Origin of the sequence: Treponema sp. OMZ 790 (assembly GCF_024181285.1) — a bacterium.
In the GTDB taxonomy this organism is placed as follows: domain Bacteria; phylum Spirochaetota; class Spirochaetia; order Treponematales; family Treponemataceae; genus Treponema_B.
The window spans coordinates 1,614,961-1,630,056 of sequence record NZ_CP051201.1; the positions used below are offsets into that span (position 1 = coordinate 1,614,961).

General features: G+C 42.9%; 7 protein-coding genes, 1 tRNA gene and 3 rRNA genes. 4 read left to right on the forward strand and 7 right to left on the reverse strand.

All coding sequences use genetic code 11. The features are described from left to right. Window positions 1-2 precede the first annotated feature (2 nt). Entirely contained in the window at window positions 3-437 is a 435-nt protein-coding gene (mraZ, locus tag E4O01_RS07825; RefSeq protein WP_253695194.1) for a division/cell wall cluster transcriptional repressor MraZ, read from the reverse strand. Between the two features lie 179 nt (window positions 438-616). Here mraZ and E4O01_RS07830 point away from each other — a divergent pair, with 179 nt between their 5' ends. After that, the gene (locus E4O01_RS07830; protein ID WP_253691477.1) at window positions 617-2,665 is read left to right on the forward strand and encodes a prolyl oligopeptidase family serine peptidase; all 2,049 of its coding nucleotides are present in this window, start codon (window positions 617-619) and stop codon (window positions 2,663-2,665) included. A 44-nt stretch (window positions 2,666-2,709) separates the two neighbouring features. Here the strand turns inward: E4O01_RS07830 and E4O01_RS07835 are convergent, their stop codons facing one another. The 6 genes from E4O01_RS07835 to E4O01_RS07860 form a co-directional block, all read right to left on the reverse strand. Beyond that, complete coding sequence (locus E4O01_RS07835) at window positions 2,710-5,280, reverse strand: DUF2339 domain-containing protein (RefSeq protein ID WP_253691478.1); 2,571 nt, start codon at window positions 5,278-5,280, stop codon at window positions 2,710-2,712. An 87-nt stretch (window positions 5,281-5,367) separates the two neighbouring features. Then, window positions 5,368-5,479, reverse strand: a 5S ribosomal RNA gene (gene rrf, locus E4O01_RS07840). A gap of 106 nt (window positions 5,480-5,585) precedes the next feature. Then, window positions 5,586-8,540 (reverse strand): 23S ribosomal RNA (locus E4O01_RS07845). A gap of 186 nt (window positions 8,541-8,726) precedes the next feature. Then, a tRNA-Ala gene (locus E4O01_RS07850) sits at window positions 8,727-8,800 on the reverse strand. A 138-nt stretch (window positions 8,801-8,938) separates the two neighbouring features. Further along, a 16S ribosomal RNA gene (locus tag E4O01_RS07855) occupies window positions 8,939-10,483 on the reverse strand. The 16S, 23S and 5S rRNA genes sit together here with 1 tRNA gene alongside, the layout of an rRNA operon. A gap of 523 nt (window positions 10,484-11,006) precedes the next feature. Next, complete coding sequence (locus tag E4O01_RS07860; RefSeq protein WP_253691479.1) at window positions 11,007-11,420, reverse strand: hypothetical protein; 414 nt, start codon at window positions 11,418-11,420, stop codon at window positions 11,007-11,009. A 186-nt stretch (window positions 11,421-11,606) separates the two neighbouring features. Between E4O01_RS07860 and E4O01_RS07865 the strand changes: the two genes are divergently transcribed. Genes E4O01_RS07865 through E4O01_RS07875 form a run of 3 tightly spaced genes read left to right on the forward strand, consistent with a single transcriptional unit; the run spans window position 11,607 to window position 15,096 of the window. Then, the gene (locus E4O01_RS07865; protein WP_253691480.1) at window positions 11,607-12,764 is read left to right on the forward strand and encodes an NAD(P) transhydrogenase subunit alpha; all 1,158 of its coding nucleotides are present in this window, start codon (window positions 11,607-11,609) and stop codon (window positions 12,762-12,764) included. After that, complete coding sequence (locus tag E4O01_RS07870; RefSeq protein WP_253691481.1) at window positions 12,761-13,063, forward strand: NAD(P) transhydrogenase subunit alpha part 2; 303 nt, start codon at window positions 12,761-12,763, stop codon at window positions 13,061-13,063. The genes E4O01_RS07865 and E4O01_RS07870 overlap by 4 nt, the downstream gene beginning before the upstream one ends. Then, the gene (locus E4O01_RS07875) at window positions 13,060-15,096 is read left to right on the forward strand and encodes an NAD(P)(+) transhydrogenase (Re/Si-specific) subunit beta (protein ID WP_253691482.1); all 2,037 of its coding nucleotides are present in this window, start codon (window positions 13,060-13,062) and stop codon (window positions 15,094-15,096) included. Before E4O01_RS07870 ends, E4O01_RS07875 begins: the two co-directional genes overlap by 4 nt.

The following is a 15,096-nucleotide window of genomic DNA, read 5'->3' on the forward strand; positions in this document are numbered from 1 at the left end:
ACCTAAAAACCTATTTCCCCTAAAGCTTCGGCAGCCTCAGAAAAATCCGGCTCACTCTCCTTTAAATATTTTTCATATTGTTTTAGATCCCATAATTCAAAACATTTACCGAGACCTAAAATAATGCAGTCTTTTTCGAGTCCTGCGCACTCGCGCAAGCTCTGGGGAATAGATATACGGCCGTTTTTATCAATCTCAATTTCTTGCGCCGGAGCAATCAAACGCCTCATTACAAGCAAAGATTGAGCTTTAAACAAAGAAGCCTTCTTCATGATTTCATCCGAAAACTTCTTCCACTTATCCGCAGTAAAAATCCAAAGACAGTCACCTACACCGCGTGTAATAACCAAATTTGAATCGGGTAATTCTGCACGTATCTTGGCCGGAAACATAATCCTTCCTTTTTCGTCAAGAGTATTCTTATATTCTCCGGTCATTGCAAAATTACCCACTTTTTACTACTTTCTCCCACTTATACCCATTGTATCACAAAAATTTAGAATGTCAAGCGGTTTATGTGAAAAAAAAGCAATTTTTTTAGATTTTTTTAAACTACTTGAATAAAAATGCGGTTTCTTCTATTATTCAGTCCTAAAACAACTTTAAGGAGAAGATTATGCAATACAAAAAATCGGATGTTTCCGATAACTACTTTGGAACCGAAGTCGCAGATCCATATAGATGGCTCGAAGACGACAATGCACCGGAAGTTATGGCCTGGGTTAAGGAAGAAAACAAAAAAACCGAAGCCTTTTTATCAAAAATTCCTTTTCGGGCAGAATTAAAAAAACGCCTTGAAGAAATTTGGGACTACGAAAAACGCTCCGGCCTTTTTAAAGCAGGGGATTTTTATTACTTTTTTAGAACGGAAGGTCTGCAAAACCAAAGCATAATGTACCGCCAAAAAGGACAGGAAAAAGCAGAAAGCTCTCCCGAAGTTTTTTTTGATCCGAATACTTTAAGCTCAGACGGAACGGTAGCCTTAAAAAATATAGCATTTTCCAAAGACGGAAAATACATGGCCTACTCCGTATCGGGAAGCGGCTCAGACTGGGAAGAAATCTTTGTTTTCGATGCCGAAAAGAAAATCGGCACGAAAGAACACATACACTGGGTAAAATTTTCAAATATCGCATGGTACAAGGACGGCTTTTTTTACAGTTCATATGATGCTCCTGATAAGGGGAAAGCCTTAACCAAGAAAAACGAATTTCAAAAGTTAAAATACCATAAACTTGGAACAAAAGAAAGCGAAGACATTCTCATATTTGAAGATAATGACCATCCTTTGCGCTCATTTTCTGCAAACACAACTGAGGACGAGAAAACCCTTCTTATTACGGCTTTTGAAGCCGGAAATGAAGGAAATATGCTATTTGTTGCAGATTTAAGCGAAGGGCTACCCAAAAACTTCAAACAATACAATACACATTTTAAAGACAGTGTTTGGCCGCTTGAAACTGAAAACGGCTTTTTATACCTTCTCACAAATTCAAATGCGCCTTTTTACAAAATCGTAAAAACAAGTTTAAAAAATGCAAATGAAACCGATATAATTGAAGTTATTCCTCAAAAAGACTGCCTTTTATCGAGTGCAGCCCTTTGCGGAGGAAAACTTCTTACAGTGTACTTAAAGGATGTTCAAGACGAGGCCTTTATCTGTGACCTTGACGGAAAAAACTGTACAAAAATAGATTTACCGCCAAACGGAAGCATAGGCTTTTCCGGGGCAAGAAAAAATGAAGATTCTTTATTTTTCAGCTTTACCTCGTACACAACCCCAAACAAGATAATAAAGTACGGCATAAAAGCAAATCTTTTGGCCGACTTTTTTGTTCCGGCCATTCCAATCAACACCGAAGATTTTAAATGCGAACAAGTCTTTTTTAAGAGCAAGGACGGAACGAAGATTCCTATGCACATTGTCTCAAAAAAAGACATTAAGCTCGACGGAAACAATCCTACCCTTATGTACGGATACGGGGGCTTCGCTATATCCCTCCCGCCGGCCTTTTCGGCAGCCCGAATGGCCTTTTTGGAAAAAGGAGGCATTTTTGCCTGCGTAAATTTACGGGGAGGTCTTGAATACGGAGAAAAATGGCATTCAGCCGGAAAAAAGATGAAAAAACAAAACGTTTTCGACGATTTTATTTCGGCAGGAGAATACCTGATAGAACACAAATATACCTCAAATAAAAAGCTCGCAATTCAAGGCGGTTCAAACGGAGGCCTTTTAATAGGAGCCGTAACAAACCAGCGCCCGGATCTTTTTGCGGTTGCAATTCCTCAGGTTGGAGTTTTAGACATGCTCCGCTACCAGCATTTTACCATAGGCTGGGCTTGGGTCGATGAATACGGAAGCAGCGAGGACAGTAAGGAGATGTTCGAGTACCTTTATGCCTACTCTCCCCTCCATAACGTAAAAGAAGGAATCGATTACCCTTCAATTATGGTATGTACGGGAGACCACGACGACAGGGTTGTCCCTGCACACTCTTTTAAGTATGCTCAAGCCTTGCACGACACCTATAAGGGAGAAAACCCGATACTAATCCGTATAACCGAAAAAGCAGGTCACGGAGCAGGTAAGCCTACCGCAAAGATAATAGAAGAAACAGCGGATATTTACGCCTTTATATTCAATCAAACCGGGCATAAAATTTAAACCTCGAATGAGAGCCTTAAAGAATTCTTTTTTTTTAAGGCTCTCTAATTTTCTTCGGCTTTTCCAAACTTTTTTAACATGGGCTGAATTGCATAGCTCAATAAAAGAAGGGTTACTCCAAAAACCAAGGAAGTGATAACCTTCGATAGAATGTTTAAGGTGCTTAGGTCCACAACAATCAATTTTGCAGCAACAAAGATTATCAGTCCAAGAGAAATATAAACCATCTTGGCCCTTCCCTTCCGCAAATAATAAATAAAAGAAGCTATCGAATAAAAGGCCCAAAGCAAGGTTAAGACTCCGCCGTTGTTTATGGGAAGGTAAATATCCACAAAACTCAAAAAAACAAAGATAAAACTGATAGCTGCAAAATAAAGGATTTGAGGCAGCTTTAACATCTTAAAGAACGCAATTAAAATAAGTGCATTTAAAATATTTATCACAACCGAAAGAATATCTACATTCCAAATTTTGATGAGGACTGTATCTTGGTGAGGCATACGGCTGTAAACAAATCCGTAATAAAAAAACGCAATGACAATCAAAAATATCCGGCCTATGTTTAAAGTTATCTTATCCTTACTTATTTTATTTTTATAAAATTTATCCAGCGCCAAAATAAAAAGCCCCGAAAGTAAAATTCCGTATCTAAATTCTTCAGCCGTAATCGAAAAATCGGCCAGCAGAATTTTAAGCATAAAAATAAAAAAGCAAAGTCTGTAAAAAAATCGGGCATTTTCGGTTTTTTCTTTTATTAAAGAAAGAGCATAGAGGGCAAAACTCATAGCTGCTTCAATTCCAAAAAAAAGAAATAAATAAGAGCGGTTTAATCCAAAAAAGTAATTTAAAGTGTAAGCAAGGGAAAAAATAAACAAAATAAAAACTTCCGCATCTATTGCCCTCTCATAGTACCATCTTTTTTTAAGCTTATGATGCATAAGGTTATAAACAACTATGAGCATAAGAATAATACTTTGAGCAAGCAATTCCGTATTTTTTATGTCAATTTTATTCAAAACAAAAATTAAAAATATAAATACGTAGCCTTGAAAAACCAAGCTTTGATAAATCCGTTTAAATTTTTCTTTTTGAACAAAGACCGATAGCGCCATCGGAACAAGATAAAAACTTCCTTCAAGTAAAAATCTTAAAGAGCTTAGGCGGCCACCATCTTTTAAAAGAGAGGCTATAGCCATCATATAAGCCGTTCCAAAAAGAATATGCAGCAAGATAAACACCTTATTTTCTTCTCGCTTGCGGAAAAGCCAAAACCCTAAAAAGGCCATGCTTAGTATAAGAACGGGCTGAACATCATAGGTAAACCTGTCTACCACCGTTACATAAAGAGAAATCAAGACTCCTGCAAGGTAGATAAGCCCCAAGTTATCCATTCTCTTTTTTCTGAAGGCAAGATAAGCTAGAACTATATAAAAAAAAGAAAAAATAAGATAAGCACTGCTTTGAGGCGCAAATTTATAAACCGAAAGTTTATAAGTTAAAAATAAAGAAAAGCCCAAATTTAAAACTGCAAGAGCGGGCGACAGAATTTTATCTTTTTTCGTTTCATCATCCTTTAAATAAAAATAAAGATCCGGAATTGTGTGCACGGCCATCAATAAAAGTATAAGGCCGAAAAATAAAACGGCATCCTCTACATTTAAAGGCGTGATAAGTAAAAGCCGGGTTAAAATTCCTAAAAATGAAATTAAAGAGGTGAACTGCAATAGCCTCCAGCGTTTAAAAAAGTAAACGGCCGACGAAAGCGTAGAAACGGCAAGTACATAGAGCCCGAAGCCTGTCAAACCCAAAAAGCCTAAATCTACGGCAAAGGGTATTATTAGAGCACCGAGTAAGCCGATTATGGATATTGATGAAGAAGCCGTCATAATTGAAAGGGTGTAAGAAAGGGCTGTAATCAAGCTTAAAAATATAAAGGCAGAAAAATCTCCCAAAATGCCGTATCTTAAATAAGCGGCATAGTCCGTGATATAAAAAACCGCTATACCGCCCCCGAATAGAACCTGACTTAAAAGAAGGCGGGATTTTGCTGAGCTTCTAAAGCCGAAAAAGCAAAGAGCCGCACCAATCAAACCGCCTATAATCAAGGCAATCTCTTGCGTTATATACCCCTTGTCATAGCTTAACTTAAAGATAAAGCCCACCCCGATCAAAAGAAGAATAATTCCCAGCTTACTGATAATGGATTCTATAGAAAATAACTTTTTGATATATGGAGAAATGGTAGAATGTTTTTCTTTAATTTCTTCTTTTGCCGAACCTGCGCAGGATTCTTTTATAAAAGAATAAGTTACATCTTCTTCCTCTTGTGAGGCCTCAGCGGCCTTAGTCCATGCTTCAGTTTCCGGCGCAGTATTTACAGCCTTAAATTCTTCATTTACAAGATTCGGCACCTCAGTCTCTTCATTTACAAGATTAGCGGCCTCCGCCTCAGGAGAAACATTATCGAAGGAGCGAAATTGAAATTCCAAATCCGAAATCTTACCTTTTAAACGAATAATCTCTTCTTTTTGCTCTCTTATTTGAAAAGCATTTTTGATAGGAAATATAATAATATATAATAAAAGAGCAATCACAATAAGAACAACTAATACCATAACCTAACTCCCATCTTAAAGAGCTAGATACTATCATTTTTTTAAAAATAATGCAAGGATGGATTAAAGAGGGATAGATAAAAAAAAGCCAGGCAGCATCCTACTTTCCCACTTGATCAGCAGTATCATCGGCGTAAGAGAGCTTGACTTCCGTGTTCGGGATGGGAACGGGTATTACCTCTCCACTATGGCCACCTGGCAATAATAAACAAAATAAGGACTTAAAACTTTAATTGTTTTAAGCGTACTAAAGATGAGAACGAAGAAGAAAATCATATCTCATTTGTGAAAAAAGAAACAATAATATGGTCAAGCCTCACGACTTATTAGTATTGGTCGGCTTAACACATTACTGTGCTTAGACCTCCAACCTATCAACCTTGTAGTGTGCAAGGAGTCTTTAGGAGGGTTAAACCCTCAGGGATACGTAGTCTTGAGGCGGGCTTCCCACTTAGATGCCTTCAGCGGTTATCCCTTCCGAACTTAGCTACCCGGCAATTACCCTTGGCAGGATAACCGGTACACCAGAGGTTCGTCCATTTCGGTCCTCTCGTACTAAAAACAGCTCCTCTCACGTATCCAACGCCCATAGCAGATAGGGACCGAACTGTCTCGCGACGTTCTGAACCCAGCTCACGTACCGCTTTAATTGGCGAACAGCCAAACCCTTGGGACCTGCTTCAGCCCCAGGATGCGATGAGCCGACATCGAGGTGCCAAACATTCCCGTCGATGTGAACTCTTGGGGAATATCAGCCTGTTATCCCCGGAGTACCTTTTATCCGTTAAGTGACGGCGCTTCCACTCGCTACCGCCAGATCATTAAGACCTACTTTCGTATCTGCTTGAGCTGTCACTCTCGCAGTTAAGCCTCCTTGTGCCTTTACACTCGCTGCGCCGATTTCCAACCGGCGTGAGGAGACCTTCGCGCACCTCCGTTACTCTTTAGGAGGCGACCGCCCCAGTCAAACCGCCTGCCTATCACTGTCCCCATCCCGGTTTCACGGGACAGGTTAGAAACCTGATTTATCAAGGGTGGTATTTCACATTTCGGCTCCACCCAACCTAACGGTCAAGCTTCACAGCCTCCCACCTATTCTACACATGATAAACCAAGTCCCAATAATAAGTTGCGGTGAAGGTTCACGGGGTCTTTCCGTCTAACTATGGGTAACCGGCTTCTTTACCGGTATATAAATTTCACCGAGTCTCGCGTTGAGACAGTGCCCAGAATCGTTACACCATTCGTGCGGGTCGGAACTTACCCGACAAGGAATTTCGCTACCTTAGGACCGTTATAGTTACGGCCGCCGTTTACCGGGGCTTCAATTCAAAGCTTCACATTGCTGTTAACCTCTCCTCTTAACCTTCCGGCACCGGGCAGGTGTCACCACCTATACGTCCCATTGCTGGTTCGCAGATGGCTGTGTTTTTGATAAACAGTCGCCTGGGCCTGCTTTCTGCCACCTCCACATTTTAAAAAAAGGAGGTCACACTTTTTCCGAAGTTACGTGTGCATTTTGCCGAATTCCTTAACGCGAGTTCTCTCGAGCGCCTTAGATTTCTCATCCCATCTACCTGTGTCGGTTTACGGTACGGTCTTTTATAACCTAGCCTTAGACAGTATTTCCCGGCACCTTGATTACGCCCGCTTCGTTCCACCGTAGTGTCCCTCGCTGTCGCAGCTTACCTTGGACGACGGATTTGCCTATCATCCTTTTTAACGGCTCGCTTACTTTGACCGGCATCCGTTAGCCGGCCGGGTTTCACCTCATGCGTCCTGCCATCGAAATTATAAAAGGTATCGGAATATGAACCGATTTCCCATCGACTACGACCTTCGTCCTCGCCTTAGGGGCCGACTTACCCTGGGCAGATTACCTTTACCCAGGAAACCTTAGATTTTCGGCGGGGAGGGATCTCACCTCCCTTTTCGTTACTTATACCTGCATTCTCTCTTCCATCTCCTCCAGAACCCCTCGCGGGTATTCCTTCTTCAGTTAATGGAATGCTCCCCTACCGCCTTACGCATTAATCGCGTAAGACCCGTAGCTTCGGTATACTGCTTAGCCCCGTTACATTATCTGCGCATGGACACTCGACCAGTGAGCTGTTACGCACTCTTTAAAGGAATTGCTGCTTCTAAGCCAACCTCCTGGCTGTCTTTGTATCCACACTTCATTTCACACTCAAGCAGTATTTGGGGACCTTAGCTGACGGTCTGGGCTGTTTCCCTTTTGACTACGAACCTTAGCGCACGCAGTCTCACTCCCATACGTTGATTATCGGCATTCAGAGTTTAACTGGGTTTGGTAGGCTTTGACGCCCCCTAGTCCAACTAGTGCTTTACCTCCGATAATTTTATATGAGGCTGTCCCTAAAGGCATTTCGGGGAGAACCAGCTATTTCCGGGTTTGATTAGCCTTTCACTCCTAGTCACAAGTCATCCATACCTTTTTTAACAGATTATAGTTCGGTCCTCCACAAGGTTTTACCCTTGCTTCAACCTGCTCATGACTAGATCACTCCGGCTTCGGGTCTACGACATGCAACTATTCGCCCTATTAAGACTCGGTTTCCCTCCGGCTCCAGAACTTCTATTCCTTAACCTCGCTGCATATCGTAACTCGCAGGCTCATTCTACAAAAGGCACGCTACCACCCTTAAAGGGCTGTAACATCTTGTTGGTTTACGGTTTCAGGTTCTATTTCACTCCCCTTACAGGGGTTCTTTTCACCTTTCCCTCACGGTACTTGTTCACTATCGGTAGCTAAGTAGTATTTAGCCTTGGATCGTGGTCGACCCGGCTTCCGACAGGGTTTCTCGTGCCCCGCCGTACTTAAGAAACTGCATCAACAAGTCCGATTTATTTCGCTTACGGGGGTTTCACCCTCTTCGCCAGGCTTTCCCAAAACCTTTCTGCTATAAATCGGATTTCTTACTTGTCGGTCCTACGCCGATGCATTCTTACAACACCCTTAAAGGGTTTAGGCTCCTCCAATTTCGCTCGCCGCTACTTTCGGAATCTCACTTGATTTCTTTTCCTTGAGTTACTTAGATGGTTCAGTTCACTCAGTATCGCTTTACCTCTCTATTTTATTCAAGAGCGTAATGTCAGTATCACTACTGACGGGTTACCCCATTCGGCTATTTCCGTATCACAGGATGTGTGCTCCTACACGGAACTTTTCGCAGCTTACCACGGCCTTCTTCGCCTCTTAGCTCCATAGGCATTCGCCATAAACCTATTTTCGCTTGACCATATTATTGTCCCTTCTTTCTTACTCTTTTCAAAAAGAAGTTTTGTATTTTTTATTTTTCTTTTACGCCTAAAAGTCTTAAAACTTTTAAACGCCTTCGTTCCCTTCCCTAGTTATGTCAAATATCTGTCCGCCTTTTCTTGATGATTGGGCGAATAAAAACCTTGTCGCTAAACAAGGTATTTTATGGAGATAAGGGGATTCGAACCCCTGACCTACGGCTTGCAAAGCCGCCGCTCTAGCCAGCTGAGCTATATCCCCTCAGTTGCTTTATAAAAAAAGAGTTTCAGGAAAGAACGAAAAGGAAGTATCAAATTGTCTTGTGTACTTCAAGACTTGTTATACAAGTATTGTATAAGTAGAAGGTTAAAAACAACCTTCAAATACCCTTTCTCATAGAAAGGAGGTGATCCAGCCGCACCTTCCGGTACGGCTACCTTGTTACGACTTCACCCTCCTTACCAAACGTACCTTCGGCACCGTCCTCCCTTACGGGTTAGACTAGCGACTTCGGGTACCCTCGACTCGGATGGTGTGACGGGCGGTGTGTACAAGGCCCAGGAACGTATTCACCGCACCGTGCTGATGTGCGATTACTAGCGATTCCAACTTCATGAAGTCGAGTTTCAGACTTCAATCCGGACTACGATTGCTTTTTTGCGTTTTGCTTGACCTCGCGGTGTCGCTTCGATTTGTAGCAACCATTGTAGCACGTGTGTAGCCCTGGACGTAAGGGCCATGATGACTTGACGTCATCCCCACCTTCCTCCGATTTGTCATCGGCAGTTCCGCCAGAGTCCTCAGCTTTACCTGTTAGTAACTGGCAGTAGGGGTTGCGCTCGTTGCGGGACTTAACCCAACACCTCACGGCACGAGCTGACGACAGCCATGCAGCACCTGTCAAGAGCCGTATTGCTACGCTGCCATATCTCTATGTCATTGCTCTTGATGTCAAACCCAGGTAAGGTTTCTCGCGTATCATCGAATTAAACCACATGCTCCACCGCTTGTGTGGGCCCCCGTCAATTCCTTTGAGTTTCACCCTTGCGGGCATACTTCCCAGGCGGCACACTTAATGCGTTTGCGTCGGCACCGAAGCTCTTGCCCCGACACCTAGTGTACATCGTTTACTGTGCGGACTACCAGGGTATCTAATCCTGTTTGCTCCCCGCACCTTCGTATATCAGCGTCAATCATCGGCCAGAAACCCGCCTTCGCCACCGGTGTTCTTCCAAATATCTACAGATTCCACCCCTACACTTGGAATTCCGGTTTCCCCTCCGTGATTCAAGTCAAGCAGTACCCAATGCAGTTTACGAGTTGAGCTCGTAGATTTCACACCAGGCTTACCTAACCGCCTACATACCCTTTACGCCCAATAATTCCGAACAACGCTCGCCCCTTACGTGTTACCGCGGCTGCTGGCACGTAATTAGCCGGGGCTTATTCGCATGACTACCGTCATCTCACAGGCATTCCCTCCTGTGTTTATTCTTCATCTGCAAAAGAATTTTACAACCTTTCGGCCTTCTTCATTCACACGGCGTCGCTCCGTCAGACTTTCGTCCATTGCGGAAGATTCTTAGCTGCTGCCTCCCGTAGGAGTTTGGGCCGTATCTCAGTCCCAATGTGTCCGTTCACCCTCTCAGGCCGGATACCCATCGTTGCCTTGGTGGGCCTTTACCTCACCAACCAGCTAATGGAACGCGGGCCCATCCTGAAGCGGAGCCGTAGCTCCTTTCCTCATTTACCTTTATGTAAATGAGCACATTCGGTATTATCTAATATTTCTACTAGCTATCCCCATCTTCAGGGCAGGTCACCCACGCGTTACTCACCAGTCCGCCACTCTAGGGGAGAGCAAGCTCTCCCTTACCGTTCGACTTGCATGCTTAAGACGCGCCGCCAGCGTTCGTTCTGAGCCAGGATCAAACTCTCCATCATTATTATTTCAAGCCACCCTTAAAGAGCGGTTGATTTCTTAACGTAAGTTTGTCCTTAACATGTTAAGGAATTTGGTAAAAGCTAATCAGCCAGCCTTTACCGGTTTTTTTGATACTTTCCTTACCAAAAGCTTTACGCTTTGGCTATTTTTGTTCTTTCCCTTCCCTCTTAGTTTCAAATATCATTCGCTAAACACCTTGCAAAAGGCGTATAGCGAGCAAAAGTGAGTATACATCATTTTCTCATCTTTTGTCAAGAGCTTTTTTCAAAAAAGTTTTAATTTTCTTTGGTCTTTTTTGCAAGTTTTCATCTTGCAAAACTTAAGGAGCTTTCCCTTCATTTAAAAGGTAAAACTTTCAAAACTTTTCTAGCATTTGCTGCCATTTTCAACGCTTCCGTCTCGCCGACGGTGAGAGGGAATATATCCCATTCCGTAACTTTTGTCAAGTACTTTGTGTATCTTTTTTTTAAAAATTTTTAAATATTTTTATAAAACATCACAAAGGCTGCAAATATGTAATTTTTAATACTCTTCCGGTTTAAGAATTACAGTGAACAAGCTCTCCATATTCTTATCTCGATAAACGAAGCTCATGTTAAGCTTATCCTTCCTAAACTGCTCGACATTTGTTTGTGACTTAAATTCGGTACTAAGAGCTTCCTTTGTTGCAGCCTCAATCAAATTCCAAGCTTCAGCAGTATTATCTTCTTTAGCCATCGTAGTAAACGAGTAAACATATTGAAGAGTATGAGTACTTTCAATATATTCTACTGCATCAAGCTGAATATCATCCCCTATCTTTGTAGGGCATTGCTTATTTAAAGCGTCTGCTATAGCTTTGTAGTGTTTGAATTCTCCCTTTGCATTTTCTTTAGCACAGGAGGAAAAAAATACAAAACACATCATCAATACAAAAAAACTTATCTTTTTAATCATTATGGTTTCTCCTTGACATATGAGTCAAGAATGATTATACCAAAATACCCCTAAAAAGATAAGACCTCAAAGATTATTTCTGCCCGCAAATTTTAGTTGACGGCAAAGTTTTACTATGATATAATAAGCGCTATTATGAGTGCAATTAATGGTAATATAAATTTTTGTACTCTCTAGGAGGATTTTATGATTATTGGTATTCCTAAGGAAATCATGCATGGAGAAGACCGTGTTGCCGCAACTCCGGAAACATGCGAGCTTTTAGTCAAAGACGGACACAAGGTTTTAGTGGAAAAAGGAGCAGGTGAAGGTGCTTACTTCCATGACCCGGAATACGAAAAAGCCGGTGCCGAAGTAGTTTCTGATGTAAAAAAACTTTTTGCCGATTCGGAAATCATTTTAAAGGTAAAAGAACCTCTTTATAATGAGGCAATGGGCTGCCACGAAATCGATATGATGCATCAAGGACAGTATCTTATCACCTTTATTCACCCCGCAGCTCCGGTTAACCATGAAATGGTTAAAAACATGGCAAAAAAAGGCGTTATTTCTTTAACCCTAGACGGTGTTCCGCGAATTTCGAGAGCACAAAATATGGATGCTCTTACTTCAATGAGTACATGTGCAGGTTACAAAGGAATTTTAATTGCAGCAAACCTCTTGCCGCGCTTTATCCCTCAAATTTTCTGTGCTGTAGGTATGATTAAGCCTATGAACGTTTTAATCGTAGGGACAGGTGTAGGAGGCCTACAAGCCCTTGCAACAGCCAAAAGGCTCGGAGCCGTAACATATGCAGCCGATATTCGGCCTGCAGCCCGTGAACAGGCTCAGTCTTTGGGAGCTAAGATAATCGATTTAGGCGTTCCCGAAAATGAAGCTATCGGTGAAGGCGGCTACGCCCTTCATCTTAAAAAAGAGACCCTCGAAAACGAAAGAAAGATGCTGGCTCCCCACATTAAGGACATGGACATAATCTTCCTTTCAGCCCTTGTTCCGGGAAAACTCGCTCCGGTTATCATCACCGAAGAAATGGTCAAAACCATGAAACCTGGCTCGGTAATCGTCGATATTTCAATCGACCAAGGAGGAAACTGCGAATTGACACCTCCGGGTGAAGTTCTTAAAAAGCACAATGTACACCTTGTAGGTATTAAAAATATACCGGGTCTTCTTCCTTCGAGTTCTACATGGATGTTTGCCCAAAACATCTGCAACCTAACCCGCTATCTTATCAAGGACGGAAAAATCGAGCTTGACCGAAACGATGACATTGTAAAAGGTATTCTTACCACTATTGACGGTGAAATCGTTCATAAGGGAGCCAGGGAGGCAATGGGTATATGAGTCTGGAATTGATACTGGTTCTTGTCTTTGTTGTAACAACCCTTATAGGCTACAAACTGATCAAGAACGTACCAAGCCTTTTACATACCCCGCTCATGTCGGGTATGAATGCCTTGTCCGGCATTACCATTTTAGCAACTATGACCGCTACGGCATATGCAGTTACAACAGGAAGCAAGGTTTTCGGCTGTGTAGGGATCATTTGCGCTACAATAAACGTAGTTGCAGGCTTCGGTCTTACGGACAGAATGCTTAAAATGTTTAAAACGGGCAATGAATCTAAAGAGGATACAAAATGACGGATACGGTTTATTATATTATTTGCGGAGTACTCAGCATCGGGGTTCTTTTAGGAATTAACATGATGAGTAAGGTAAAATCGGCAGTTAAGGGAAACTGCTTAAGCGCCCTTTGTATGCTGGCAGCCGTATGCGTAACTCTGTATAAATATCAGATCTTTTCTGCAGGAATGATGTGGGCAGGACTCGCAATAGGAGCGGCAATAGGTATTTATCTCACAATAAAAGTAGAAATGATTACCATGCCCCAAACAGTTGCCCTGCTCAACGGCTTGGGAGGAGCAGCTTCGGCTGTTGCAGCCCTCCTCACTCTGGCTGCTGCTAACGGCAAAACCGGCATCTTTGCTATTGTTACAGGCGGAATAGCCTTAGCAGTAGGAGCCCTGACCTTTTCGGGCAGCTTAATTGCAGCAGGAAAGCTTCATAAGCTTCTTCCTCAAAAGCCTACGGTTTTACCGGCACACCAGGCTTTGACCACAATCAGCTTTTTAGGAATGATCGTCTTTATTGTTCTTCTTCCTATTAAGCCGGAACTTATGATGAGTATTTCGATTGCAGGGCTTGTTATAAGTATTCTTTTCGGTATTTTCTTTGCAATACGCGTAGGCGGAGCGGATATGCCGATTACGATTTCTCTTTTGAATTCCACATCGGGTGTTGCCGCCTCAATTGCAGGTATGGCAATAGGAGACATTCTTTTGGTTTCTGTTGGAGGCATAGTCGGAGCTTCAGGCCTCTTGCTTACCCAGATTATGTGCAGGGCAATGAATAGAAGCCTCGCTTCAATTCTTTTCAGCAAAGCAGCTTCCCCCGCCAAATCGGCAAAGCCTGCTCAGCCTTCAGAACTTTCAGCTAAAGAAGCAGCAGAGAAGCAAAATACGCAATCGGCAGAAACAAAACCGGCTCAAAACGAGCTTACGGCAACAGGCCATGCCGATAAGTCTCAGCTTCCCTCATGGTTTAGCGATGCTAAGGAAATAATCTTTATTCCCGGCTACGGTATGGCTCTTTCTCAAGCCCAAGGCTTGGTAAAACAGCTGGCAGATAAGCTCGAATCAATGAGGAAAAACGTGCGGTTCGCCATTCATCCCGTTGCAGGAAGAATGCCCGGTCACATGAACGTACTCCTTTGCGAGGTTGACATCCCCTACGACAAGCTCTACGAAATGGAAACCATAAATCCCGATTTTGACAAGACGGATTTGGCTATCATAATCGGAGCAAGCGACGTAGTAAACCCTGCCGCAAATACGGCGGAAGGAACTCCTATTTACGGAATGCCTGTCTTGGCTGCAGAAAAGGCTAAAAAGCTCATAATCTGCAACTTCGACCTCCAGCCCGGCTATGCGGGAGTTCCCAACCCCTTGTATGAGCCTAATCCAAACACCATGATGCTTTTAGGCGATGCAAAGGAAAGCATAAACACCATGCTCGACTCTCTTAGAACTAAGAGTGCAAGCGGCGGAGCATCAGTCAGTACAGGAGGCGGTAACACGGGTGAGGCTGCAAGCGGTAACCAACCGGCTGAAGCTCAAATCGGCCCTTGGTTCAACGAAGCAAGGGAAATCATAGTTATCCCCGGCTACGGCATGGCTCTTTCACAGGCCCAAGGCTTGGTAAAACAGCTGGCAGATAAGCTCGAATCAATGGGAAAAAATGTGCGCTTTGCCATTCATCCCGTTGCAGGAAGAATGCCCGGCCACATGAACGTGCTCCTTTGCGAAGTAGACATCCCCTACGACAAGCTTTACGAAATGGAAACTATAAATCCCGACTTCGATAAGACGGATTTGGCTATCATAATCGGTGCAAGCGACGTAGTAAACCCTGCTGCAAACACGGCGGAAGGTACTCCTATTTACGGAATGCCTGTCTTGGCTGCAGAAAAGGCTAAAAAGCTTATAATCTGCAACTTCGACCTACAGCCCGGCTATGCGGGAGTTCCCAATCCCTTGTATGAGCCTAATCCCAACACCATGATGCTTTTAGGCGATGCAAAGGATAGTTTAAACAAGATATTGGAAAACCTATAA

What these genes read in the sequence shown, in the direction of transcription:
- mraZ (WP_253695194.1), bottom strand. Translation starts at nt 437, where the DNA reads ATGACCGGAGAATATAAGAATACTCTTGACGAAAAAGGAAGGATTATG.
- E4O01_RS07830 (WP_253691477.1), top strand. Translation starts at nt 617, where the DNA reads ATGCAATACAAAAAATCGGATGTTTCCGATAACTACTTTGGAACCGAA.
- E4O01_RS07835 (WP_253691478.1), bottom strand. Translation starts at nt 5,280, where the DNA reads ATGGTATTAGTTGTTCTTATTGTGATTGCTCTTTTATTATATATTATT.
- E4O01_RS07860 (WP_253691479.1), bottom strand. Translation starts at nt 11,420, where the DNA reads ATGATTAAAAAGATAAGTTTTTTTGTATTGATGATGTGTTTTGTATTT.
- E4O01_RS07865 (WP_253691480.1), top strand. Translation starts at nt 11,607, where the DNA reads ATGATTATTGGTATTCCTAAGGAAATCATGCATGGAGAAGACCGTGTT.
- E4O01_RS07870 (WP_253691481.1), top strand. Translation starts at nt 12,761, where the DNA reads ATGAGTCTGGAATTGATACTGGTTCTTGTCTTTGTTGTAACAACCCTT.
- E4O01_RS07875 (WP_253691482.1), top strand. Translation starts at nt 13,060, where the DNA reads ATGACGGATACGGTTTATTATATTATTTGCGGAGTACTCAGCATCGGG.